Below are 20,629 nucleotides of genomic sequence, written 5' to 3'. Positions count from 1 at the left end.
ATGGAGCCCATGCGGGAGCCCGAATATTCGTGGGGCATGCGCGTCGTCGCGCTGGACGATCTGTGCAACGACGGCAGCTATCCGGACCATGCGCCCGGCGCGCGCCTCGTCGACGCGGGCGCGGTGGGCGAGATCGTCAACGTCGGGCAGGTCGTCGACACGGGCGAGCCGGTTTACCTGGTCGAGTTCGGCCGGCAGGTGATCGGCTGTACCGAGGACGAGATCGCGCCGGCGCCGGCCGGCCTGCTGCCCGAACACGACGGGGCGGCGCGATGATGACGCAGGGGCGAGCGGCGCCCGGGCGCGGCCAGCCGGCGAGCGTCGTCGATTTCACGCAGCGGCGGATCGAACGCGCGCTGCGCGAGCGTGCGCGCTATCGCTACGTGAGCCCGCGCGTGCTGCGCGACGCCGACGGCTTCCGGATCGAGAGCCCGTGCTGCTCGCGCAACGTCGATCCGGACGGCGGCGTGATCGACATCGCGAGGCTCGCGCGCGGCCCCGCCGGGCGCTGGAGCCTGTACGCCCGCGATCATGCGGCGCGCCGCTGGTCGTGGCGGTACGAAAGCGCCGATCTCGACCTGCTGCTGGAGCTGCTGTGCGTCGACGCCGAGCGCGTGTTCTGGCCGTGACGCACGACGGGGAGCGACGATGATCTATCTCGACCACAACGCGACGACGGCGCCCGCGCCCGCGGCGATCGACGCGATGCTCGCCGTGCTGACCGACGTGTGGGCCAACGCGTCGTCGCAGCATGGCGCCGGACAGCAGGCGAAGCGCACGCTGGCCGCCGCGCGCGCGACGATCGCCGGCGCGCTCGGTTGCAAGGCCAGGGACGTGGTCTTCACGAGCGGCGCGACCGAGGCGAATCATCTCGCGGTGCTCGGGCTCGGGGCGTCGGCCGCGGCGTCGGCGTCTGCTCCGGCCCCGGCCCCGGCCGTGCGGCGCAGGCTCGTCTTCGGCGCGACGGAGCATGCGGCGCACCTGAAGCTCGCGCACGCGCTCGCCGCGCAGGGCCGTCCGGTCGATTTCATCGCGGTGCGGCCGGACGGCGTGCTCGATCTCGACAGCGCCGCGCGCGTGATCGGCCCGGACGTCGCGCTGGTGTCGGTGATGGCGGCGAACAACGAGACCGGCGTGCTGATGCCGATCGCCGACGTGAAGGCGCTCGCGCAGGCGGCGGGCGCGCTGCTGCACGTCGACGCGACGCAGCTGGTCGGCAAGCTGCCGTTCGATTTCGCGGCGCTCGGCGCCGACGCGGTGTCGCTGTCCGCGCACAAGCTGCACGGGCCGAAAGGGATCGGCGCGCTGCTCGTGCGCGACGGCGTGCCGCTCGCGGCGCAGTTTCCCGGCAGCCAGGAGCGGCACCGGCGCGGCGGCACCGAAAACCTGCCCGCGATCGTCGGCTTCGCCGCGGCGCTCGAGCGGCTGGCCGATGTGCTCGCCGACGCCGCACGGATCGCCGCGCTGCGCGACGCGTTCGAGGCCGGCCTGCGCGCGGCGCTGCCCGGCGTGCACGTGTACGGCGCGAGCGCGCCGCGCGTGCCCGGCACGAGCTGCCTGCGCGTCGGCCGGCTGGACGCCGACACCGTCTTGCAGCGCTGCGAGCAGATCGGCGTGTGCGCGTCGTCGGGCTCGGCGTGTTCGTCCGGCGGCAGCGAGCCGTCGCACGTGCTGAGCGCGATGGGCGTGCCGCGCGACGAGGCGCTCGGCGCCGTGCGCTTCTCGCTCGGCGCGGCCACCAGCGCGCGCGACATCGATTACCTGCTCGCCGCGCTGCCTCCGTTGTTGAAGCCGTTGCTGGCCGAAGCGGCCGTGCAGCCGACCTGAACCCGTCGTATCCCCGGAGTCTTTATCGTGAAAGTGATGATTCGCAGAGACAGCAAAGGCGTGCTGAGCGCCTACGTGCCGAAGAAGGACCTCGAGGAGCCGATCGTGTCGATGGCGCGGCCGCAGATGTGGGGCGGCCTCGTCACGCTCGGCAATGGCTGGCAGCTCGAGCTGCCCGAGATGGATGCCGCCACGGCGCTGCCCGTGACGGTCGAAGCGCGGCGTATCGCCGGCGTGGAGGAATGACATGGCGCTCACCGCCGAGCAAGTCCAGGCCGCGGCCGAGCTGATCGGCTCGGCGTCGACGCTCGACGCCGCTGCGAGCCGGTGGCGCGAGCGCTTTCCGGACGTGCGCACGATGCAGCTCGGCGCGGCCGACATGTGCGGCGAGACGCCCGCGTTGCGCGTCGGCGCGCGGGCCGTCTACTTCGTCCGGATCGCCGGGATGTGCCTGTCGATCACGGCGCATGCGAGCGAAGCGAACGCGCTGATCCTGACCGACGATGGGAGCGGCCATGGAACTTGACGAGATTGCGCTCGCCGAGCCGGCGTGCGGTGCGCGTGAAATCGAGCTGGTGAGCGCGGTGCTGCGCTCGTCGCGCTGGAGCGACGGCCCGATGCGCGAAGCGTTCGAGCGCGCGTTCGCGGGCTGGGCCGGCCGCACGCATGCGGTCGCGGTCGCGAGCGGCACGCTCGGCGCGTGGCTCGCGCTGCGCGCGCTCGGCATCGGGGCCGGCGGCGAGGTGATCTGCGCATCGCACACCTGGCATCAGGTCGCGCAGGCGATCACGCTGGCGGGGGCGACGCCGGTGTTCGCGGACATCGATTACTGGAGCGGCTGCCTGAGCGCCGACAAGGCCGGCTCGAAGATCGGGCCGCGCACGCGGGCGATCCTCGCCGGCAACACGAACGGCCATCCCGCCGCGTGGGGCCCGCTGCGCGAGCTGGCCGATGCGCACGGGCTCGCGCTGATCGAGGACAGCACCGAGGCGCTCGGCTCGCGCTACCGCGGCCGCACGGTCGGCTCGTTCGGCGACGTCGCGATTTTCGAGTTCTCGGCGCCGAGCGCGCTGTGCGCGGGCGAGGGCGCGATGCTCGTCACCGACGACGACGCGCTCGTGCACGAGCTGCGTTATCTGCGCGAGCGGCGCGTCGCGGACCGCGGCTCGGTGTCGGTCGGCGCGCGCGTGCCGCTGCAGGCCGGCATCAGCGAGCTGACGGCGGCGCTTGGCCTCGCGCAGCTCGCGAGCCTCGACGAGCGCCTCGCGCAGCGCAAGCAGGTCGAGCGCTGGTATCACGAGCAGATGCGCAGCTTCGAAGGCATCAAGCCGCCGTACACGGCCGACGACGTCGACGAGGTGAACTGGATGCTGTACGTCGTGCACCTCGGCAAGCGCTTCACGCAAAGCGCGCGCGCGCAGATGATCGACGACCTGAAGTCGTGCGGGATCGAGACCGCCGCATACAGCCATCCGCTGCACGAGCAGTTCCACTACATGCAGGCGGGCGACTCGATCGGCCGCAAGCGCGGCGTGCTGCCGGACACCGAGCGCATCGGCGACCGCGCGCTGGCGCTGCCGCTGCACACCTTGCTCGACGCCGACCAGGTGAAGTTCATCGTCACGACCCTGAAGGACACCGCGACCAACGTGGGCGCGGGAGCCGCGATCTATCTGTGAGGAAGCCGTTCATGAGCATGTCGATCGAGCACATCGCCCGCCGGATCGAGGCGGGCAGCATCATTCCGTATCTCGGCCCGGGCCTGCTCGCGCTGTGCGCCGACGTGCGCGTGCCGGCCACCGCGGAGGCGCTGGCGCGGCTGATGACCGACAAGGTCAGCGTGCCGCACAAGATCCGCCACCGGCTCACGCAGGCCGCGCAGTTCATCGAGAACTTCAAGCATCGCAAGTCGGTGGTGAGCCTGATGAGCGACGCGTTTGCGGCCTCGCCGGCGCCGTCGGCGCTGCATTGCGCGCTCGCCGCGAGCGGGGGGGGCCTGTATGTCGACACCTGGTACGACGACACCTTCGCGGCGGCGCTCGCGCGCATGCGGCCGAGCGGCTGGGCGCAGGTGCAGGGGCTGTCGCAGTCCGAGCACTTCGGCGAATGGTTCGCCGGCTACGACGCGCACGGCGCGCGGCTGCCCGAGGTGCCGTCCGCCGGCGCGCTGCTCTACAAGCCGATCGGCGCGCATGCGCCTGCCGCGAACTATCTGGTGTCCGACAGCGACTTCGTCGAAGTGCTGACCGAGATCGATATCCAGACGCCGATTCCGCCAGCGGTGCAGGCGTGGCGCAGCGGCCGCAGCTTCCTGTTCGTCGGTTGCCGCTTCGACGACCAGCTCGCCCGCAGCTTCGCGCGCCAGATCATGAAGCGTTCGTCCGATACGCACTGGGCCGTGCTGCCCGACGAGCCGACGCGGATGGAGGCGCGCTTCCTCGACGAGCAGCGCATCGAGCGGATCGCGATGCCGCTCGATGCCTTTGCTCGCGCGCTGGTCGCAGAGTTGAGGCACGCGCTTCCCGCGTGACGGCCGCGGCGCGGCATGTCGTCACGCGGTAGTTGCCGCCATTTTCCTTGTTGTCTTTCTCGTCCCGTGAGTATCTGACCATGACCATCCTGACCGTTCTTCCTTCCGGTAAATCCTACGATGTCGCCGTCGGCGCGACGCTGTTGCAGGCGCTCCTCGGCGTCGGCGAGGCCATCGCGCACAAATGCGACGGCAAGGCCGAATGCGGGTCGTGCCATCTGTTCGTGCAGGAGGGCCGCAAGAGCCTGTCGAAGATTCAGCGCACCGAGAACGAAAAGCTCGATGCGATCGTCGGGGTCGGCTCGAAATCGCGGCTTGCGTGCCAGGCGGTGCTCGGCGACGAACCGGTGACCGTCGAGCTGTTGAGCTTCGTGTGAGGCAGACGTGAGGCCGTCGTGAGGCGGCATGCGGAGGCGGGCGTCGATGTCGCGAGCGGCTCTTGAGAACCGCATCGCGCTCATCGCCCGACCGACGCGCCCCCCGTCATTCCGCTACTTCAGCAGCTTCGCGCGCTCCGCGGCCGAGAAGTTGCTCAGATGGCCCTCATGGGCCGCCTGCCGGCGGGCCTTCCTGACGATCTCGCGCGAGCGTCCGGGCGGCGCGGGCGCGCTGACCTGCTTGTCGAGCGCGGTGCTGCCGCAGTGCGGACACGCAGGCGACGCGCCCGCCCGCACCAGCGCTTCGAAGGTCCGGCCGCAGTCGCGGCACCGATAGTCGTAAAGAGGCATGGCGGCTCTCCGGTCAAATTGCATTCAGGCCGACGCGGCGGCGCAGCCCGTCGTCGCGGCCGCACAGCCTTCGAGCGAACCGGTCGTCACGTCTGCCGCCGTCAACGGACCGAGGCCGATCCACGCATGCACGCGCGCCGCATCGAAGCCGACCATCCGGCCGTCGCCCGCTTCCATCAGCGGCCGGCGGATCAGCAACGGTTCGGCCAGCAGCAGCGCGAGCGCGGCCGCGGCGTCGAGCGCCTCGGGGACGATCCGGCCGGCTTTCACGTCCGGCGCCGCGCGGTTGAACCATTCGTGCACCGGCAGCGGCTCGAGAAACGCGAACAGCGTCTTCGGCGTCCACGGCCAGCGCAGCAGATTGCGCACGTCGAGCGTGTGGCCGGCGGCGACCAGCAGCGCCTTCTGCGCCGCATTGCCGCCGCAGCCGGGTTTTTCGTAAAACGTGACATGAGCCATCGCAAGATCCTTCATCAGAGTCGGCGCAGCAATTGCAGGCATTCGGCCGTCGCGGCCATGTCGAGGGCGGTGAAGCCGTCCCGCGAGCGGATCGCCGGATCGGCCCCCAGCGCGAGCAGCGCACGGACGACCTCGGCCTTGCCCGACGATGCCGCGTACATCAGGCAGGTCGCGCCCGTCACGTTCGCATGGTCGAGCGGCACGCCGGCCCGCGCGAGCCGCTCGATGCCGGCCGGGTCGCCATGCACGCATGCGAGCCACAGCGCGTTGTTGCCGTCCGCGTTGATCGCATCGACCGCCACGCCGTGCGCCAGCAGCGCGTCGACGGCGTCGCGCGCGCCGCGCCACGCGGCAACCATCAGCGGCGTGTTGTCGTGCGCGTCGCGCGCGCTCGGGCCGACGAAGCCGACGCTCGTGAGCCGCGCGGCAAGCGCTGGCTCGACCGGGCTGCCGGACGGGTTCGCGCCGGCAACGCTCGCGGCCCATGCCGCGTGCCCGCCGATCAGGTCGCAGACGACCGTGAAGCCGAAGTCCGCGAACATGCGCGCCCAGGCCTGGCTCGCGTTGCCGCGATGGCAGTAGATCAGGATCGGCCGGCCGCGCCGCGTGCGCAGCAACAGCTCGTCCTGGTTGTCGCGTGACAGCCGCACGGCGTCCGGCCAGCCGGAGCGCGCATGACTGTCGGCATCGCGCGCGTCGAGCACCAGCGCATCGGGATGACGGCCGCGCCACGCGCCGAGCTCGTTGACCGTGAGACGTCGAAAGACGCGCTGGCCTTTCATTGCGAACGCTCGCGCTGCATGCGCGTGCCGACGACGCGTGCGTCCGCGAGCGGCAGCGGTTCGAGCGGCGCGCCCTCATCGCGCCGGAACGCGGTGCGGTGTGCGTCACGGCTCGGTTCGGCTGCATGGCGCTCGTGCCGGAATACCGTCCGGAGCAGATGATCGATCGCGCCCGCCGCATCGGCGAGCGTGTAACCCGAAGCCGGGCGACGCGAAGCACACGCGCTCATGCCGCGTCGTCCTGCGTCGCATGCGCGAGCCGGTGCGATTCGCGCAGCAGCTGCAGCGCACGATCGGTGGCCATGTCGCGCGCGCTGCGGCCGTCCGGCGCGCATAGCGTCTCGCTCGCGCCGCATGACAGCAGCAGCTGCATCACCTCGATCCGGCCGCTCGCGGCCGCCTGCATGAGACACGTGACGTCGTCGTCGTTCGCGTGGTCGACGTCGGCGCCCGCCTCGATCAGCCGCAGGATCGGCGCCGGCGCGCCGCCGATGCACGCATACCACAGCGCGCCGTTGCCGGCGTCGTCGAGCGCGTCGAGCCGCGCACCGTGCGCGAGCAGCGCGTCGAGCACGCCGTCCTCGCCTTGCAGCGCGGCCAGCATCAGCGGCGTGACGCCGCCGATGCCGCACGAGTGCAGATCGGGAAAGTCGTGCCACGCGAGCCAGGTGGCGAGCGCGGCGGGCATCCGTGGGCGCGGCGGGTCGTCGTCGCGCACCGCGCGCAGGTTGCCGCCGCGGCGTGCGACGAAGGAACTGTGCAGGGACATGGTCGTGCTCCGGCTCCGGTTGACGGACAGGGTTCGGCCAAGCGGCGCCGCGGGCGCCGATGCCGGCGCGCGGGAAACGCCGGGCCGCCCCACGTTGCTCAGGCCCGCTCGCGCGCGAGGCCCGAATCGACAGGTTCGCGGCCGCTCATACGGGCCGGTTCTCGTTCGGGTTGCGCACCGGCCCCATCAGTTCGAGCCCTTCCGCGTACGTGATCGTGTCGAACGTGACGTCGAACTTGAGCGCCGCGTCGGCGACGGCGTCGAGCTTGCCGGCGGTGTCCTTCTTCTTCAGCTCGCTCTTCTCCAGATAGAGCAGCTCGAGCATCTCGTTGTAGACGGTGCTCTCCAGAATCGGCAGCACATAGAACATCGCGCCCTTGTATGGCACCTGGTAGCGCTTGCTCAGGTCGATGTTGTCGCAGAACAGGAAGTACTTGCCGGCGGCGCTCAACGTGTCGCCGAGCACTTCGGCGACGTCCTTCAGATATTCGAAGCTCAGCAGGAAGCCCGCGAAGAACGGCAGGTGCGGCTCGCCGAAGGTCGCTACGGCCATCACCTGATCGCAGGTCAGCTCGGGCGGGCGCGCTTCGTCGGCGAGCTTGGCCGCGAAACGCAGCGCGAGTTCGCCGCGGAATCCGACCCGCCCGAAGGTATTCGTGAGCCCCTTCAGCACGGGGTTGAGCAGACGGCCTTCGGCTTCGAGCCGCGCGAACGCGGTGTCGTCGAGCGTGGTGCGGGTGAGCGCTTCGGTCATGATGAAAAATCCTCGGTGTCGTCGTCAAAGGTGAGGGCGAACGTCATCGCCCGGTGTTGCGCAACCAGTCGGCCAGCTTGAAGAGCGCCTGCATCAGTTCATCCCGCAGTGCCGGCTCGACGCCGCATTCGTCGAGCGCCGCGCGCATGCAGGCGAGCCACGCGTCGCGCTCGGCCATGCCGATCGCGAACGCGCGATGCCGCATCCGCAGACGCGGGTGCCCGCGCTGCGCCGAATAGTGACGCGGGCCGCCGAGCCACTCGCACAGATAGGTGACGAGCACCGTCTTCACCGGGCCGAGATCCGCGCCGTGCATCGCGCGGATGCCGGCGGCATCGGGCCGCGTGTCCATCTGGCGATAGAACGCATCGACGATGCGCGCGAGCGCGGCTGCGCCGCCGAGACGATCGAAAGGCGACGGCGGCGCGTGCGCCGCGTGAAGCGAATGAGCGGAGTGGGCGGGCGTGTTCATGAAGCCGCTTGGTGCAACAACCGTACCAGGCGAGATGCGCCGGGCCGCAGCGGACGAAGCGGACAAAACCACGCACGGATGCGCGACAACTGCGTGTCGTTTGCGACGCTGCGCGCGGCGTTTGTCGGGAATCCGACACGACGAAGGAAGCCGGCGCCGACCTTGCGCCGCGTGCAGCCGGCCCGTCGCGACGGGCGTTGCAACGAATGTCGTGCGGGTTGGCACGGAAGCTGCAATTGCTGGACTGCGGACAACTCCTGGCCGATGCGCGGTGCGACAGAAGAAGACCAAAGGCGATACGGACACGGCAGGCTGACATGGTCGCGATTTCGCAACCCTGGTTTCAACCTCTTTTCTCAATGTGGAGCACGCAATGTCTCAACTTCGGCAAATCGCCTTCTATGGCAAAGGCGGCATCGGCAAATCGACCACGTCGCAGAACACGCTCGCGGCGCTGACCGATCTGGGCCAGAAGATCCTGATCGTCGGCTGCGACCCGAAGGCCGACTCGACGCGCCTGATCCTGCACGCGAAGGCGCAGGACACGATCCTGTCGCTCGCGGCGGAGGCCGGCTCGGTCGAGGATCTCGAGCTCGAGGACGTGATGAAGATCGGCTACAAGGACATTCGCTGCGTCGAGTCGGGCGGCCCGGAGCCGGGCGTCGGCTGCGCGGGGCGCGGCGTCATCACGTCGATCAACTTCCTCGAGGAGAACGGCGCGTATGACGGCGTCGACTACGTGTCGTACGACGTGCTCGGCGACGTGGTGTGCGGCGGCTTCGCGATGCCGATTCGCGAGAACAAGGCACAGGAGATCTACATCGTGATGTCGGGCGAGATGATGGCGATGTACGCGGCCAACAACATCTCGAAGGGCATTCTGAAGTACGCGAACAGCGGCGGCGTGCGCCTCGGCGGCCTCGTCTGCAACGAGCGTCAGACCGACAAGGAGCTCGAGCTCGCCGAAGCGCTGGCGGGCATGCTCGGCACCCGGCTGATCCACTTCGTGCCGCGCGACAACATCGTGCAGCACGCGGAGCTGCGTCGCATGACGGTGATCGAGTTCGCGCCGGATTCGAAGCAGGCGAACGAGTATCGCCAGCTCGCCAACAAGATTCACAACAACGCGGGCAACGGCACGATCCCGACGCCGATCACGATGGACCAGCTCGAAGATCTGCTGATGGAGCACGGGATCATGAGCGCGATCGACGAGTCGCAGGTCGGCAAGACCGCGTCGGAATTGACCGCGTAACGCGCGTCGCGCGACATGCCCCGCCGCGCGGCGCGCGCGGCGGGGCGCGCAGTGGAGAACGACCTCACATATGGAGCATGCTATGACCGCCACGGTTGAAGAGCGCAAGGCCGCGAACAAGGCCCTGATCGACGAAGTGCTGAAAGCCTATCCGGAGAAGATGGCCAAGCGGCGCGCCAAGCATTTGGGTACCTTCGAGGAGGGCAAGCCCGACTGTGGCGTGAAATCCAACATCAAGTCGCTGCCCGGCGTGATGACGATCCGCGGCTGCGCGTATGCGGGCTCGAAGGGCGTCGTCTGGGGGCCGATCAAGGACATGATCCACATCAGCCACGGCCCGGTGGGCTGCGGCCAGTACTCGTGGGCGGCGCGCCGCAACTACTACATCGGCACCACCGGCATCGACACGTTCGTCACGATGCAGTTCACGTCCGACTTCCAGGAGAAGGACATCGTGTTCGGCGGCGACAAGAAGCTCGACAAGATCATCGACGAGATCCAGCAGCTGTTTCCGCTGAACAAGGGCATCTCGATCCAGAGCGAATGCCCGATCGGCCTGATCGGCGACGATATCGAGGCGGTGTCGAAGAAGAAGGCGACCGAATACGCCGGTCACACGATCGTGCCGGTGCGCTGCGAAGGCTTTCGCGGCGTGTCGCAATCGCTCGGCCACCACCTCGCGAACGACGCGATCCGCGACTGGGTGTTCGACAAGACCGATCCCGACAAGCGCCCCGCGTTCGAATCGACGCCGTACGACGTCGCGATCATCGGCGACTACAACATCGGCGGCGACGCATGGTCGAGCCGCATCCTGCTCGAGGAAATCGGGCTGCGCGTGATCGCGCAGTGGTCGGGCGACGGCACGATCGCCGAGCTGGAGAACACGCCGAAGGCGAAGCTCAACGTGCTGCACTGCTACCGCTCGATGAACTACATCAGCCGGCACATGGAGGAGAAGTACGGGATTCCGTGGGTCGAGTACAACTTCTTCGGCCCGACGATGATCGAGAAGAGCCTGCGCGAGATCGCGAGCCACTTCGACGACACGATCAAGGCGAACGCCGAGAAGGTGATCGCGAAGTACCGCCCGCTGATGGACGCCGTGATCGCACGGTACAAGCCGCGGCTGCAGGGCAAGAAGGTGATGCTGTTCGTCGGCGGCCTGCGTCCGCGCCACGTGATCGGCGCATACGAGGACCTGGGGATGGAGGTGGTCGGCACCGGCTACGAGTTCGGCCACAACGACGACTACCAGCGCACGACGCACTACGTGAAGGACGGCACGCTGATCTACGACGACGTGACGGGCTACGAGTTCGAGCAGTTCGTCGAGCAGGTGCAGCCGGACCTCGTCGGTTCCGGGATCAAGGAAAAGTACGTGTTCCAGAAGATGGGCGTGCCGTTCCGGCAGATGCACAGCTGGGACTACTCGGGCCCGTACCACGGCTACGACGGCTTCGCGATCTTCGCGCGCGACATGGACATGGCGATTTCGAGCCCGGTCTGGAGCCTCGCGAAGGCGCCGTGGAAGAAGGCCGCCTGACCCCGCCCGCCGACGCTCGCTGCAGACGCCGGCACCGCGCCCATCGCCCATTTGACGACTGAATCAGGAGTACGTGATGCCACAATCCGCCGACAAGATCCTCGATCACGAGTTGCTGTTCCGCGAACCCGAGTATCAGGAGATTTTCCGCACGAAGAAGGAGCAATTCGAGTTCAACCATCCCGACGAGGCGGTCAAGCAGATCGTCGAGTGGACCAAGACCGAGGACTACAAGCAGAAGAACTTCGCGCGCGATTCGCTGACCGTGAATCCCGCCAAGGCGTGCCAGCCGCTCGGCGCGGTGTACGTCGCGAACGGCTTTCACAAGACGCTGTCGTTCGTGCACGGCTCGCAGGGCTGCGTCGCGTATTACCGTTCGCACTTCTCGCGCCACTTCAAGGAGCCGACCTCGTGCGTCAGCTCGTCGATGACCGAGGATGCGGCGGTGTTCGGCGGCCTGAACAACATGATCGACGGCCTCGCGAACGCATACAACCTCTACAAGCCCGAGATGATCGCGGTGTCGACGACCTGCATGGCCGAGGTGATCGGCGACGATCTCGATGCGTTCATCAAGAACAGCAAGCAGAAGGGCAGCGTGCCGGAAGACTACGACGTGCCGTTCGCCCATACGCCGGCGTTCGTCGGCAGCCACGTCACCGGTTACGACAATTCGCTGCTCGGCATCCTCAAGCACTTCTGGGACGGCAAGGCCGGCAGCGCGGCGCCGCTCGTGCGCGTGCCCGACGACAGCGTGAACTTCATCGGCGGCTTCGACGGCTTCGTCGTCGGCAACATGGCCGAAATTCGCAGGATCTTCGCGCTGTTCGACGTGAAGGTCAACGTGATCTGCGATCCGTCCGAGACCTGGAACACGCCGACCGACGGCGAGTTCCGCATGTACGAGGGCGGCACGACGAAGGAAGAGGTCGAACGCGCGCTGCACGCGAAGGCGACCTTCGTGTTCCAGGAGTACTGCTGCGAGAAGACCAGCAAGTTCATCGCCGAGCACGGCCAGGAAGTCGTCGTGCTGAACGCGCCGGTCGGCGTGGCGGGCACCGATCATTTCCTGATGGAAATCTCGCGCGTCACCGGCAAGCCGATCCCGGCGGAGCTCGAGAAGGAGCGCGGCCAGCTGGTCGACGCGATGGCCGACAGCCAGGCGCACCTGCACGGCAAGCGCTACGCGTTGTACGGCGATCCGGACCAGATGCTCGGCTATACGCAGTTCCTGCTGGAACTCGGCGCGGAGCCCGCGCACGTGCTCGCGACCAACGGCAACGAGGCATGGGCGGCGAAGGTGCAGGCGATGTTCGACGCGTCGCCGTACGGCGCGGGCTGCAAGGTGTATCCGAAGCGCGACCTGTGGCACATGCGCTCGCTGCTGTTCACGGAGCCCGTGGATTTCCTGATCGGCAACACCTACGGCAAGTATCTCGAGCGCGACACGAAGACGCCGCTCGTGCGCATGGTGTTCCCCATCTTCGATCGCCACCACTACCACCGCTATCCGACCTGGGGCTACGCGGGCGCGCTGCGCACGCTGATCATGTTGCTGGACGAATTCTTCGAAGCGCTCGACGCGAACACGATGGTGCCGTCGAAGACCGACTACAGCTACGACATCATCCGTTGACACGGAGGCGGCGATGACGGAACGGGTACTCGTCAAGACGACGCAGGACGGCCGCAAGGTCGAGGTGATCGACGGCTGGGTCTGCCTCGCAGGCGTGCGCGAGACCGATCATCTGGTGCCGTTGGGCGAGCATCCGAACCGCCAGGCGATCGCGCGCACGGTGCGCGGCGCCACGCACGTGGCGGGGCGCCTGCCGCTCACGCACGACGAGGCCGCGATCGCGCAGGGCGCGCTGTCGGCCGCGCAGCGCGCGTTCGACGCGAGCCCGCAAGGGATCGCGCAGCGCATCCGGAAGGCCGTATGGGCGAAGACGGCAGCAGAGGGCGTCGAGTGAGCGCCGGCCGTTGCGATACGACGGCGTTACGACGTGGCGTCGCTCGGTCGCGGCGCGATCGGTCGGTCGGTCCAACAGGGTTTTACCTCGCGAAATTTGGCCCGCCGCCGGTATGGGGCGGCTTTTTTTTGGCGCGGCGAGCGAGCGGCGCGCGTGACGAGGATTCGACGGCGTGCGCCGCGGCAGCGATCGGCCATCGCCGGGCCGCGATGCATGGCCCGACGCATGCGCCGTGGCCGCAGCGGCCGGATGGCGCCAGGAGGACGCGGTGATCTACGTGCTTGAACTGCCGGAAGCCGGCGCGCCGAACGCATGGTTCGCGTACGACGACGCCGATTTTGCGCGCAAGGTGGCGGCGTCCGACCCGCTCGCGCGCGACGAAATCCACGACACGCCGACGGTGCGCGAGCTGCTCGCGTTCGACGGCGCCGAACCCGGCGTGGCGCTGCGCGCCGCGTATCCGGCGCTGTGCGCGCTCGGCGATGCCTATGGCTGGGACGCGACGCTCTACCGGGCCGACTACGTGCTCGGTCGCGGCGTCTGCGGCAACCAGCCGGTCACGCTGCGCGACGCGGCGGCGGCCGCGCTCGCCGCACGCGGCGCAGCCATCGTGTACTGGACCGACGACGACGCGCTCGCCGCGTTCGAGGGCGGCGATCCGCGCGTGGCGGGCGAGCGAAACTGGCGGGCGAGGCGGGCGCTGTACGAGCAGCTCGTCGCGCTCGACGTACTGGCCGACGACAACTGACGGGCGGCGCACGAACATGAAGAAACGGCGAACGGAACGAACTCCGGCCGATGCGTCGGCGAACGCTTTCGCGACCGGATACGGGAACGAGCGATCGCCCGCTCGCACCGGCGCTGCGCCTTACAGCATTCGCCGGTCGAGCGCGACTCGCGCGTTGTCGGGTTCCGTTCAAAACCGTCCAAAGCGCGTCCGAATCCCGACAACGCGCGCGCCCCGTCAGACCGCATCGAACGGTGTTCATGGGGCCGAGCCGCATGGTATGGAATTTGCGGATATCCCGTTGCACGAACCTGAGAGGAACCCGTCATGTCCGCATCGCTGAAAGCCAAGATTGCCGAAGTGTTCGACGAACCGGGTTGCGACAAGAACCAGGACAAGAGCGAGAAGGCACGCAAGAAGGGCTGCACGAAACAGCTTTCGCCCGGCGCGGCGGCCGGCGGCTGCGCGTTCGACGGCGCGAAGATCGCGCTGCAGCCGATCGTCGACGTCGCGCATCTCGTGCACGGCCCGATCGCGTGCGAAGGCAACTCGTGGGACAACCGGCACTCGGCATCGTCGGGCTCGCAGCTGTACCGCACCGGCTTCACGACCGACATCAACGAGCTCGACGTCGTCTACGGCGGCGAGAAGCGGCTGTTCCGAAGCGTGCGCGAAATCATCGAGAAGTACGATCCGCCCGCCGTGTTCGTCTACCAGACCTGCGTGACCGCGCTGATCGGCGACGACATCGAGGCCGTCTGCAAGCGCGCCACCGAGAAGTTCGGCAAGCCGGTGATTCCGGTCAACTCGCCCGGCTTCGCGGGGCCGAAGAACCTCGGCAACAAGCTCGGCGGCGAGGCGCTGCTCGACTACGTGATCGGCACGCGCGAGCCCGACTACACGACGCCCTACGACATCAACATCATCGGCGAATACAACCTGTCCGGCGAGCTGTGGCAGGTCAAGCCGCTGCTCGATGCGCTCGGCGTGCGCATCCTGTCGTGCATCTCCGGCGACGGCCGCTACGACGCGGTGGCGAGCGCGCATCGCGCGAAGGTCAACATGATGGTGTGCTCGAAGTCGATGATCAACATCGCGACGCGGATGCAGCAGCGCTATGGGATTCCGTATTTCGAGGGCTCGTTCTACGGGATCGGCGACATGAGCGATACGCTGCGGCAGATCGCGACGCTGCTCGTGCGGCAGGGCGCGCCGGACGACCTCGTCGAGCGCGCCGAGCGTCTGATCGCGAGCGAGGAAGCGCGCGCGTGGGCGCGCATCGCGCACTACAGGAAGCGCCTCGCCGGCAAGCGCGTGCTCCTGATCACGGGCGGCGTGAAGTCGTGGTCGGTGGTCGCCGCGCTGCAGGAGGCGGGGCTCGAGATCGTCGGCACCAGCGTCAAGAAGAGCACGAAGGAAGACAAGGAGAAGATCAAGGAGATCATGGGCGACGACGCGCACATGATCGACGACATGACGCCGCGCGAGATGTACGCGATGCTGCGCGACGCGAAGGCCGACATCATGCTGTCGGGCGGGCGCTCGCAGTTCGTCGCGTTGAAGGCCCGCATGCCGTGGCTCGACATCAACCAGGAGCGCCACCATCCGTACGGCGGCTACGAAGGGATGGTCGAGCTCGTGCACGAGATCGATCGCGCGATCTTCAACCCGGTGTGGCAGCAGGTGCGGATCCCCGCGCCGTGGGGCGACGACGGCGAGACGCTCGGCGCGGTGCGCGCCGGTGCCGCGGCCGCATCGGCACCGATTCCGCATGGCGTGCATGCGTGGGCGATGGGGCTCGAACCGGGCGTCGTCGCCTGAGCCGGCCGGGGAGAGATGCGATGGCTGAAGTCGTCGATTCGAAAAAGGCTTGCGCGGTCAATCCGCTCAAGATGAGCCAGCCGCTCGGGGCGAGCTATGCGTTCATGGGCCTCGACGCGTGCATGCCGGTGATGCACGGCTCGCAGGGCTGCACGTCGTTCGGCCTGGTGCTGCTCGTGCGTCACTTCAAGGAGGCGATCCCGCTGCAGACGACCGCGATGAACGAGGTCACCACGATCCTCGGCGGCTACGAAAACATCGAGACGGCGCTGCTGAACATCCGCAAGCGCGCGGCGCCGAAGATCATCGCGATCTGCTCGACGGGGCTCACCGAAACCAAGGGCGACGACGTCGAAGGCTATCTGCGGACCGTACGCAAGCGCAAGCCGGAGCTCGACGATACCGAGATCGTCTACGTGTCGACGCCCGACTACGTCGGCGGCTTCGAGGACGGCTACCGGCTTGCGGTCGCCGCGATCGTGCGCGCGCTCGTGAAGCCGCTGCCGGCGAACGCGCGGCAGGTCACGCTGCTGCCGGGCAGCCACCTGTCGCCGGCCGACATCGACGAGCTGCGCGAGATCATCGCGGCGTTCGGGCTCGACGCGATCGTGCTGCCGGACCTGTCCGGCTCGCTCGACGGCCACATCGCGCCGGACTGGCGCGGCACGACGCTCGGCGGCACGACGCTCGAGCAGATCCGGGCGGCGGGCGCGTCCGCGTTCACGATCGGCGTCGGCGAGCAGACGCGCATGGCGGCCGAGACGCTCCATGCGCTGACCGGCGCGCCGTTCGAGATCTTCGAGCGGCTCACCGGGCTCGAGCCGAACGACCGGCTGCTCGTGCGGCTCGCGCAGCTCGCCGGGCGGCCGGTGCCGGACAAGTATCGGCGGCAACGCAGCCAGTTGCTCGACGCGATGCTCGACGGCCACTTCTACACGGGCGGGATCAAGGTCGCGCTCGGTGCGGAGCCGGACCTGCTGCTCGCGCTCGGCTGCCTGCTGCACGAGATGGGCGCGGAGCTGCGCTGCTGCGTCAGCACGACCGCGTCGGCCGCGCACGCGCTGCTGCCCGCGCCACACGTGCTGCTCGGCGATCTCGAGGACCTGGAGCAGCGTGCGGCGGATTGCGATCTGCTGATCACGCATTCACACGGCCGGCAGATGGCCGAGCGGCTCGGCAAGCCGCTGATGCGCGTCGGCTTCCCGGTGTTCGACCGGATCGGCAACGCGCACCGCTGCCAGGTCGGCTATCGCGGCACCATGAACCTGATCTTCGAGATCGCGAACCTGATGATCGAGCGGATTGCGCATCACGGCCCGGGCGACTGGCCGCTGCCGCCGCACGCGGTCGATCTCGCGGCGCGCGATCCCGCGCGCACATTGGACATTCCGATCGTCGCCCAACCGATATTCGACCAGGAGCACACCGCATGAAGATCGCCTTCGCGACCCAGGACAAAGAGCACGTCGACGCGCATTTCGGCTGGGCGAAAAGCATCGTCACGTACGACGTGCGGCCGGACGGGCATACCTTCGTCGAATCGTTCGAGTTCGGCGGCAAGCTCGAGGAAGACGGCGACGAGGACAAGCTCGCCCCGAAGCTCGACGCGATCAGGGACTGCGCGATCCTGTACGTCGCCGCGATCGGCGGCTCGGGCGCGGCGCGCGTCGTCGCACTGAAGATCCATCCGATCAAGGTGCCGCAGCCCGAACCGATCGGCGAGATCCTGGTGAAGCTGCAGGAGGTGCTCAACGGCACGCCGCCGCCATGGCTGCGCAAGGCGCTCGCGAAGGACGGCGGGCGCACATTCGATTTCGACGAAGACGACGAGGTATCACATGGCTGACGCCACCATCGACACGACGCCCGACGCGGCCGCGGACGAAGCGCTGCTCGCGACGCCGTTCGTGCAGCAGCTGATCAAGCAGCTGCGTGCACAGGACCTGCACGGCACCTGGGAGAACCGCAGCGACCTGCAACTGCTGAAGCCGTTCATTCTGAGCGCGGACGAGCGGCGCGCGATTCCGATCATCGGCGACCCGGACCCGGAGACGCTGTGGCGGCTCGAGCTGTTCTACGCGGCGGTTGCAGTCGCGATCGAACGCGAGACGCGCCAGATGGTGTCGCCGATGATGAAGATGAGCCACGAGGGCTTCGGCCGGATGGTGCTGATCGCGGGGCGGCTCGTCGTCGTCAACAAGCAATTGCGCGACGTGCACCGCTTCGGCTTTCCGTCGCTCGAGAAGCTCGCGGCGGCGGGCGGCAAGTTCCTCGACGATGCGATCGAAATGATTCGCGCGTACCCGGCCGTCGCGCAGTACGGCGCGTGAGCGGCGCAACGCGGAGAAAATCGATGACCAACCAAGCCGACGAACTGAAAGCGCGCCTGAAGAAGCTCAATGCCCAGGCGACGCAGGCGAAGATGGATCTGCACGACCTGTCCGAGGAACTGCCGACCAACTGGGAGCAGATTCTCGCCGTCGCGCAGCGCTGTCACGACGCGCATGCCGCATTGATGGAAGCGCGCAAGGCGAGCGCCGCGTGACGCGAGGCACCCGACCATGAGCGAAACCTTCAACGTGAAGCTGCCGAGCGGGGAGACCTGGACGCCGACGTTCGTGTCCACGCTCGACGAGGCCAAATGCATCGGCTGCGGCCGCTGCTTCAAGGTGTGTCCGCGCGGCGTGCTCGAGCTGGTCGGCGTCGACGAGGACGGCGAGCACGTCGCGCTCGACAGCGACAGCGACGATGACGACGAGTACGAGAAGAAGGTGATGACGATCGCGCACCGGCAGCTGTGCATCGGCTGCACCGCGTGCGCGAAGATCTGCCCGAAGAAGTGCTATACGCACGCGGCGGCGCAGGTTTGACGGGGCGAGCGGCGATGGACGTGCGCGCGATCCTGATGCGTTGTGCGCTCGACGCGCAGGATCCGACCGTGCTCGCGTTCGTCGGCCCGCTCGCGGTGGCGTTTGCACGCGGCGAGGCCGACGCCGCGACGACCGCTGGGCTCGACTCGACCGATACGAGTCGCGTGCTGGATCGCTGGTTTCCGGGCGCACGGGCCGCACTCGCGGCGTGCGCCGAGTCGCCCGGCGCTGCGCTGCCGCCGATGCACACGCAACCGCACACGCCGCGTGACGACGAGTTCGACGATCTGGTCGCGCTCTTCGTCGAGCACGCCGACTCCGATGCGGGCACGCGCGACGAAGCGCGCTGCGTCGCCCACGTGCTGGCGGCCGCCTGCGCGGGCGACAACCATTTGTGGCAGGACTTGCTGCTGCCGTCGCGCCGCGAGCTGTCCGCGCTGATCGGGCGGTGGTTTCCACGGCTCGCCGCGAAGAACACGCGCGACATGAAGTGGAAGAAGTTCTTTTACAAGCAGCTGTGCGAGCGCGAAGGACTGTTCGTCTGCAAGGCGCCGAGCTGCGGCGCGTGCGCCGATTACGCGCACTGCTTCGGACCGGAATAGCGGCGTTTCGCGCGATGTGGCGCGGAACCTGCTTCGTTTCGGACATCGTTATGTAGCGCGATATATAACCGACAAACCGAACAGGGAGCCGACACGCTCATGAACCCGAACCCGGGGGCCACGCCCCGCGCACGCTGGACGCCGTGTACACGCGCCTGCTATCGGACGCTGCAATGGCCGGCCGCGCCTTTTCCACATGAGCGGCGCGACGCCGTCGGGCCGACCGTATGCCCGACGCTGCCCGCTCCGCCGCACCGGCTGCTCGCGATCTGCACGGAAGCGGGCCTGCGCGATCTGGTGGCGTGCCACATGGCGCGCTTGAAGACGACGCCGCTGTTCGCACGTGCCGGCGACTGCTTCGATTGCATCGTCGAGCGCGTCGCCGACTTCGTCGTCGAATCGTGCGGCGGCCCGCTGTATTTCAGTCAGCGTCACGCGCGTCTGCAGGCGGGCGCCGGGCTGCCGCTGCTGCTCGACGAGGAGGGGCGGGAGCTGTGGCTCGTGCATTTGTGGCATGCATTCGACGACGTCGGCTTGCCGAGCGCGTTGCGCGCGGATTTCTGGCGCTGGGCGGAACCGCTGTCGGTGCAACTGCTCGCGCCGCATGCGCGGCACGACCGACTGACCCGCTATTCGTACGACACCGTGCAAAGCTGGTTCGCGATGCCGCCTGCGCAGCCCGACCCGCCGGGCCGGGATCGCACCGGCGCGCGCTGATCATGCCGCGGCCGGCGATGTGCGCGCTCGAGCGCAGCGCGCAGCGCGCGTCGCAATCGCTGCGCGAGCACGACGAAGCGCTCGCGCGTCTCGCGCGGGTACGCGCGCATGCGGCAAGCCTCGCGCACGAACTGCAGGCGGTCGAGCAGATCATGCTCGACGGCGACTTGCTGTCGGCGATGCTGGTCGGCCGCCGCTTCGTCTACGTCGGCGGGCGGCCGGGGAGCAACGCGGTATTGCGCGCATGGTCGAGCGCGTCGGGCGGCGAATTCGTTCATCACGTGGCGCGGATCGACGACGACGGCGGCCCACGCGCGCAGCAGTTCGCGGCGCTGCTGCAACGCGCCGACGCGGTGCTGTGTCCGCTCGACACGATCGATCCCGACTCGCTCGCCGCGCTGCGCGCACACTGCGCGCGCCGTCGCGTGCGCTGGATCGCGCTGCGCACGTCGAGCGTCGCCAGCTTCATCGCTGGTGTGCTGAAGGCGCAACGCATCTCGCGCGCGGCGCGTGCGGCGGCATGCGTGTGTCCGCGTCATGGATGACACCGGCGCTGCACGGCATTCGTGTCATGTCAGGAATCGGACATGTCGGTTTCGTTACGTTGCCCCGGTGTCTTTCTCAATGTCGAGAACGCGTGTGGCGACGAGCGCCGGGTTCGGCGGCCTGGCACGCTGCGCAGCGCCGATTTGTCGCGTGGCCGCATTGCTCCGCCCGCATCGGCAGCTGCTCGAGCCGGCCGCGCGTGACTTCGAACCTGCGCAGGGCGCTCGCGCGGCTCCCGGCGCGCCTCGGTCGAA

Annotated in this window: 29 protein-coding genes; 22 read left to right on the top strand and 7 right to left on the bottom strand. The window is 68.5% G+C overall.

Annotated elements, in window-relative coordinates; translation table 11 throughout:
* The 8 genes from EX20_RS04245 (at position 1) to EX20_RS04210 (ending at position 4,734) form a co-directional block, all read left to right on the top strand.
* Entirely contained in the window at positions 1 to 276 is a 276-nt protein-coding gene (locus tag EX20_RS04245) for a nitrogen fixation protein NifZ (protein ID WP_011880131.1), read from the top strand.
* The gene (locus tag EX20_RS04240; RefSeq protein ID WP_034192743.1) at positions 273 to 629 is read left to right on the top strand and encodes a DUF3024 domain-containing protein; all 357 of its coding nucleotides are present in this window, start codon (positions 273 to 275) and stop codon (positions 627 to 629) included. The genes EX20_RS04245 and EX20_RS04240 overlap by 4 nt, the downstream gene beginning before the upstream one ends.
* A gap of 19 nt (positions 630 to 648) precedes the next feature.
* Complete coding sequence (locus EX20_RS04235) at positions 649 to 1,827, top strand: cysteine desulfurase family protein (protein ID WP_034192742.1); 1,179 nt, start codon at positions 649 to 651, stop codon at positions 1,825 to 1,827.
* 27 nt (positions 1,828 to 1,854) lie between these two features.
* The gene (nifT, locus tag EX20_RS04230; RefSeq protein ID WP_011880134.1) at positions 1,855 to 2,073 is read left to right on the top strand and encodes a putative nitrogen fixation protein NifT; all 219 of its coding nucleotides are present in this window, start codon (positions 1,855 to 1,857) and stop codon (positions 2,071 to 2,073) included.
* A 1-nt stretch (position 2,074) separates the two neighbouring features.
* A complete protein-coding gene (locus EX20_RS04225) occupies positions 2,075 to 2,353 on the top strand; it encodes a hypothetical protein (RefSeq protein WP_011880135.1) in 279 nt (92 codons plus the stop codon).
* Positions 2,343 to 3,506 (top strand): DegT/DnrJ/EryC1/StrS family aminotransferase, encoded by a 1,164-nt coding sequence (locus EX20_RS04220; RefSeq protein WP_034192741.1) that lies wholly within the window; start codon positions 2,343 to 2,345, stop codon positions 3,504 to 3,506. Before EX20_RS04225 ends, EX20_RS04220 begins: the two co-directional genes overlap by 11 nt.
* 11 nt (positions 3,507 to 3,517) lie before the next feature.
* Positions 3,518 to 4,357: an SIR2 family NAD-dependent protein deacylase gene (locus tag EX20_RS04215; RefSeq protein ID WP_034192740.1), complete on the top strand. Its 840-nt coding sequence runs from the start codon at positions 3,518 to 3,520 to the stop codon at positions 4,355 to 4,357.
* Between the two features lie 80 nt (positions 4,358 to 4,437).
* Entirely contained in the window at positions 4,438 to 4,734 is a 297-nt protein-coding gene (locus tag EX20_RS04210) for a 2Fe-2S iron-sulfur cluster-binding protein (RefSeq protein WP_011880138.1), read from the top strand.
* Positions 4,735 to 4,848: 114 nt separating this feature from the next.
* Here EX20_RS04210 and EX20_RS04205 read toward each other — a convergent pair whose 3' ends face one another.
* The 7 genes from EX20_RS04205 to EX20_RS04175 all read right to left on the bottom strand — a co-directional run bounded on the left by EX20_RS04205 (position 4,849) and on the right by EX20_RS04175 (position 8,321).
* Positions 4,849 to 5,085: an FmdB family zinc ribbon protein gene (locus EX20_RS04205; RefSeq protein WP_034192739.1), complete on the bottom strand. Its 237-nt coding sequence runs from the start codon at positions 5,083 to 5,085 to the stop codon at positions 4,849 to 4,851.
* A 24-nt stretch (positions 5,086 to 5,109) separates the two neighbouring features.
* Positions 5,110 to 5,544: an ArsC/Spx/MgsR family protein gene (locus EX20_RS04200; RefSeq protein WP_034192738.1), complete on the bottom strand. Its 435-nt coding sequence runs from the start codon at positions 5,542 to 5,544 to the stop codon at positions 5,110 to 5,112.
* Positions 5,545 to 5,558: 14 nt separating this feature from the next.
* Positions 5,559 to 6,326 (bottom strand): ankyrin repeat domain-containing protein, encoded by a 768-nt coding sequence (locus EX20_RS04195; protein ID WP_034192737.1) that lies wholly within the window; start codon positions 6,324 to 6,326, stop codon positions 5,559 to 5,561.
* Positions 6,323 to 6,556: a hypothetical protein gene (locus EX20_RS04190; RefSeq protein WP_034192736.1), complete on the bottom strand. Its 234-nt coding sequence runs from the start codon at positions 6,554 to 6,556 to the stop codon at positions 6,323 to 6,325. Before EX20_RS04190 ends, EX20_RS04195 begins: the two co-directional genes overlap by 4 nt.
* On the bottom strand, positions 6,553 to 7,095 hold the full coding sequence (locus EX20_RS04185) for an ankyrin repeat domain-containing protein (protein ID WP_011880142.1): 543 nt from the start codon (positions 7,093 to 7,095) through the stop codon (positions 6,553 to 6,555). The genes EX20_RS04190 and EX20_RS04185 overlap by 4 nt, the downstream gene beginning before the upstream one ends.
* A gap of 145 nt (positions 7,096 to 7,240) precedes the next feature.
* On the bottom strand, positions 7,241 to 7,849 hold the full coding sequence (locus EX20_RS04180) for a hypothetical protein (protein WP_034192735.1): 609 nt from the start codon (positions 7,847 to 7,849) through the stop codon (positions 7,241 to 7,243).
* Positions 7,850 to 7,892: 43 nt separating this feature from the next.
* A complete protein-coding gene (locus tag EX20_RS04175; RefSeq protein WP_011880144.1) occupies positions 7,893 to 8,321 on the bottom strand; it encodes a group II truncated hemoglobin in 429 nt (142 codons plus the stop codon).
* A 373-nt stretch (positions 8,322 to 8,694) separates the two neighbouring features.
* On the opposite strand from EX20_RS04175, the gene nifH reads away from it, so the two are divergent.
* The 14 genes from nifH (at position 8,695) to EX20_RS04105 (ending at position 20,374) form a co-directional block, all read left to right on the top strand.
* On the top strand, positions 8,695 to 9,576 hold the full coding sequence (gene nifH / locus EX20_RS04170; protein ID WP_011880146.1) for a nitrogenase iron protein: 882 nt from the start codon (positions 8,695 to 8,697) through the stop codon (positions 9,574 to 9,576).
* An 82-nt stretch (positions 9,577 to 9,658) separates the two neighbouring features.
* Positions 9,659 to 11,122: a nitrogenase molybdenum-iron protein alpha chain gene (nifD, locus tag EX20_RS04165; protein ID WP_014725867.1), complete on the top strand. Its 1,464-nt coding sequence runs from the start codon at positions 9,659 to 9,661 to the stop codon at positions 11,120 to 11,122.
* Between the two features lie 76 nt (positions 11,123 to 11,198).
* Positions 11,199 to 12,758 (top strand): nitrogenase molybdenum-iron protein subunit beta, encoded by a 1,560-nt coding sequence (gene nifK / locus EX20_RS04160; protein WP_011880148.1) that lies wholly within the window; start codon positions 11,199 to 11,201, stop codon positions 12,756 to 12,758.
* A gap of 13 nt (positions 12,759 to 12,771) precedes the next feature.
* Positions 12,772 to 13,092, top strand: a complete 321-nt coding sequence (locus tag EX20_RS04155; protein ID WP_011880149.1) for a hypothetical protein — start codon at positions 12,772 to 12,774, stop codon at positions 13,090 to 13,092.
* A 268-nt stretch (positions 13,093 to 13,360) separates the two neighbouring features.
* Positions 13,361 to 13,840, top strand: a complete 480-nt coding sequence (locus EX20_RS04150) for a hypothetical protein (protein WP_034192884.1) — start codon at positions 13,361 to 13,363, stop codon at positions 13,838 to 13,840.
* A gap of 306 nt (positions 13,841 to 14,146) precedes the next feature.
* Positions 14,147 to 15,640 (top strand): nitrogenase iron-molybdenum cofactor biosynthesis protein NifE, encoded by a 1,494-nt coding sequence (nifE, locus tag EX20_RS04145; RefSeq protein WP_014725870.1) that lies wholly within the window; start codon positions 14,147 to 14,149, stop codon positions 15,638 to 15,640.
* A gap of 20 nt (positions 15,641 to 15,660) precedes the next feature.
* Entirely contained in the window at positions 15,661 to 17,073 is a 1,413-nt protein-coding gene (gene nifN / locus EX20_RS04140) for a nitrogenase iron-molybdenum cofactor biosynthesis protein NifN (protein WP_034192734.1), read from the top strand.
* Positions 17,070 to 17,486, top strand: a complete 417-nt coding sequence (gene nifX / locus EX20_RS04135; RefSeq protein ID WP_011880153.1) for a nitrogen fixation protein NifX — start codon at positions 17,070 to 17,072, stop codon at positions 17,484 to 17,486. The genes nifN and nifX overlap by 4 nt, the downstream gene beginning before the upstream one ends.
* Entirely contained in the window at positions 17,479 to 17,970 is a 492-nt protein-coding gene (locus EX20_RS04130; RefSeq protein WP_014725872.1) for a NifX-associated nitrogen fixation protein, read from the top strand. Before nifX ends, EX20_RS04130 begins: the two co-directional genes overlap by 8 nt.
* Positions 17,971 to 17,993: 23 nt before the next feature.
* A complete protein-coding gene (locus EX20_RS04125; protein WP_011880155.1) occupies positions 17,994 to 18,185 on the top strand; it encodes a CCE_0567 family metalloprotein in 192 nt (63 codons plus the stop codon).
* Between the two features lie 16 nt (positions 18,186 to 18,201).
* On the top strand, positions 18,202 to 18,510 hold the full coding sequence (gene fdxB, locus EX20_RS04120; RefSeq protein WP_011880156.1) for a ferredoxin III, nif-specific: 309 nt from the start codon (positions 18,202 to 18,204) through the stop codon (positions 18,508 to 18,510).
* Between the two features lie 14 nt (positions 18,511 to 18,524).
* Entirely contained in the window at positions 18,525 to 19,112 is a 588-nt protein-coding gene (locus tag EX20_RS04115) for a nitrogen fixation protein NifQ (RefSeq protein WP_034192733.1), read from the top strand.
* Between the two features lie 99 nt (positions 19,113 to 19,211).
* Positions 19,212 to 19,829 carry a globin family protein gene (locus EX20_RS04110; RefSeq protein ID WP_011880158.1) on the top strand — a complete coding sequence of 206 codons (618 nt, stop codon included), beginning with the start codon at positions 19,212 to 19,214 and terminating at the stop codon, positions 19,827 to 19,829.
* 2 nt (positions 19,830 to 19,831) lie between these two features.
* Complete coding sequence (locus EX20_RS04105; protein ID WP_011880159.1) at positions 19,832 to 20,374, top strand: DUF2325 domain-containing protein; 543 nt, start codon at positions 19,832 to 19,834, stop codon at positions 20,372 to 20,374.
* Positions 20,375 to 20,629: the final 255 nt, after the last annotated feature.

This window comes from Burkholderia sp. WP42 (assembly GCF_000745665.1).
Classification (GTDB): Bacteria; Pseudomonadota; Gammaproteobacteria; order Burkholderiales; family Burkholderiaceae; genus Burkholderia; species Burkholderia vietnamiensis.
This window is presented reverse-complemented; position numbering and strand designations above follow the sequence as displayed.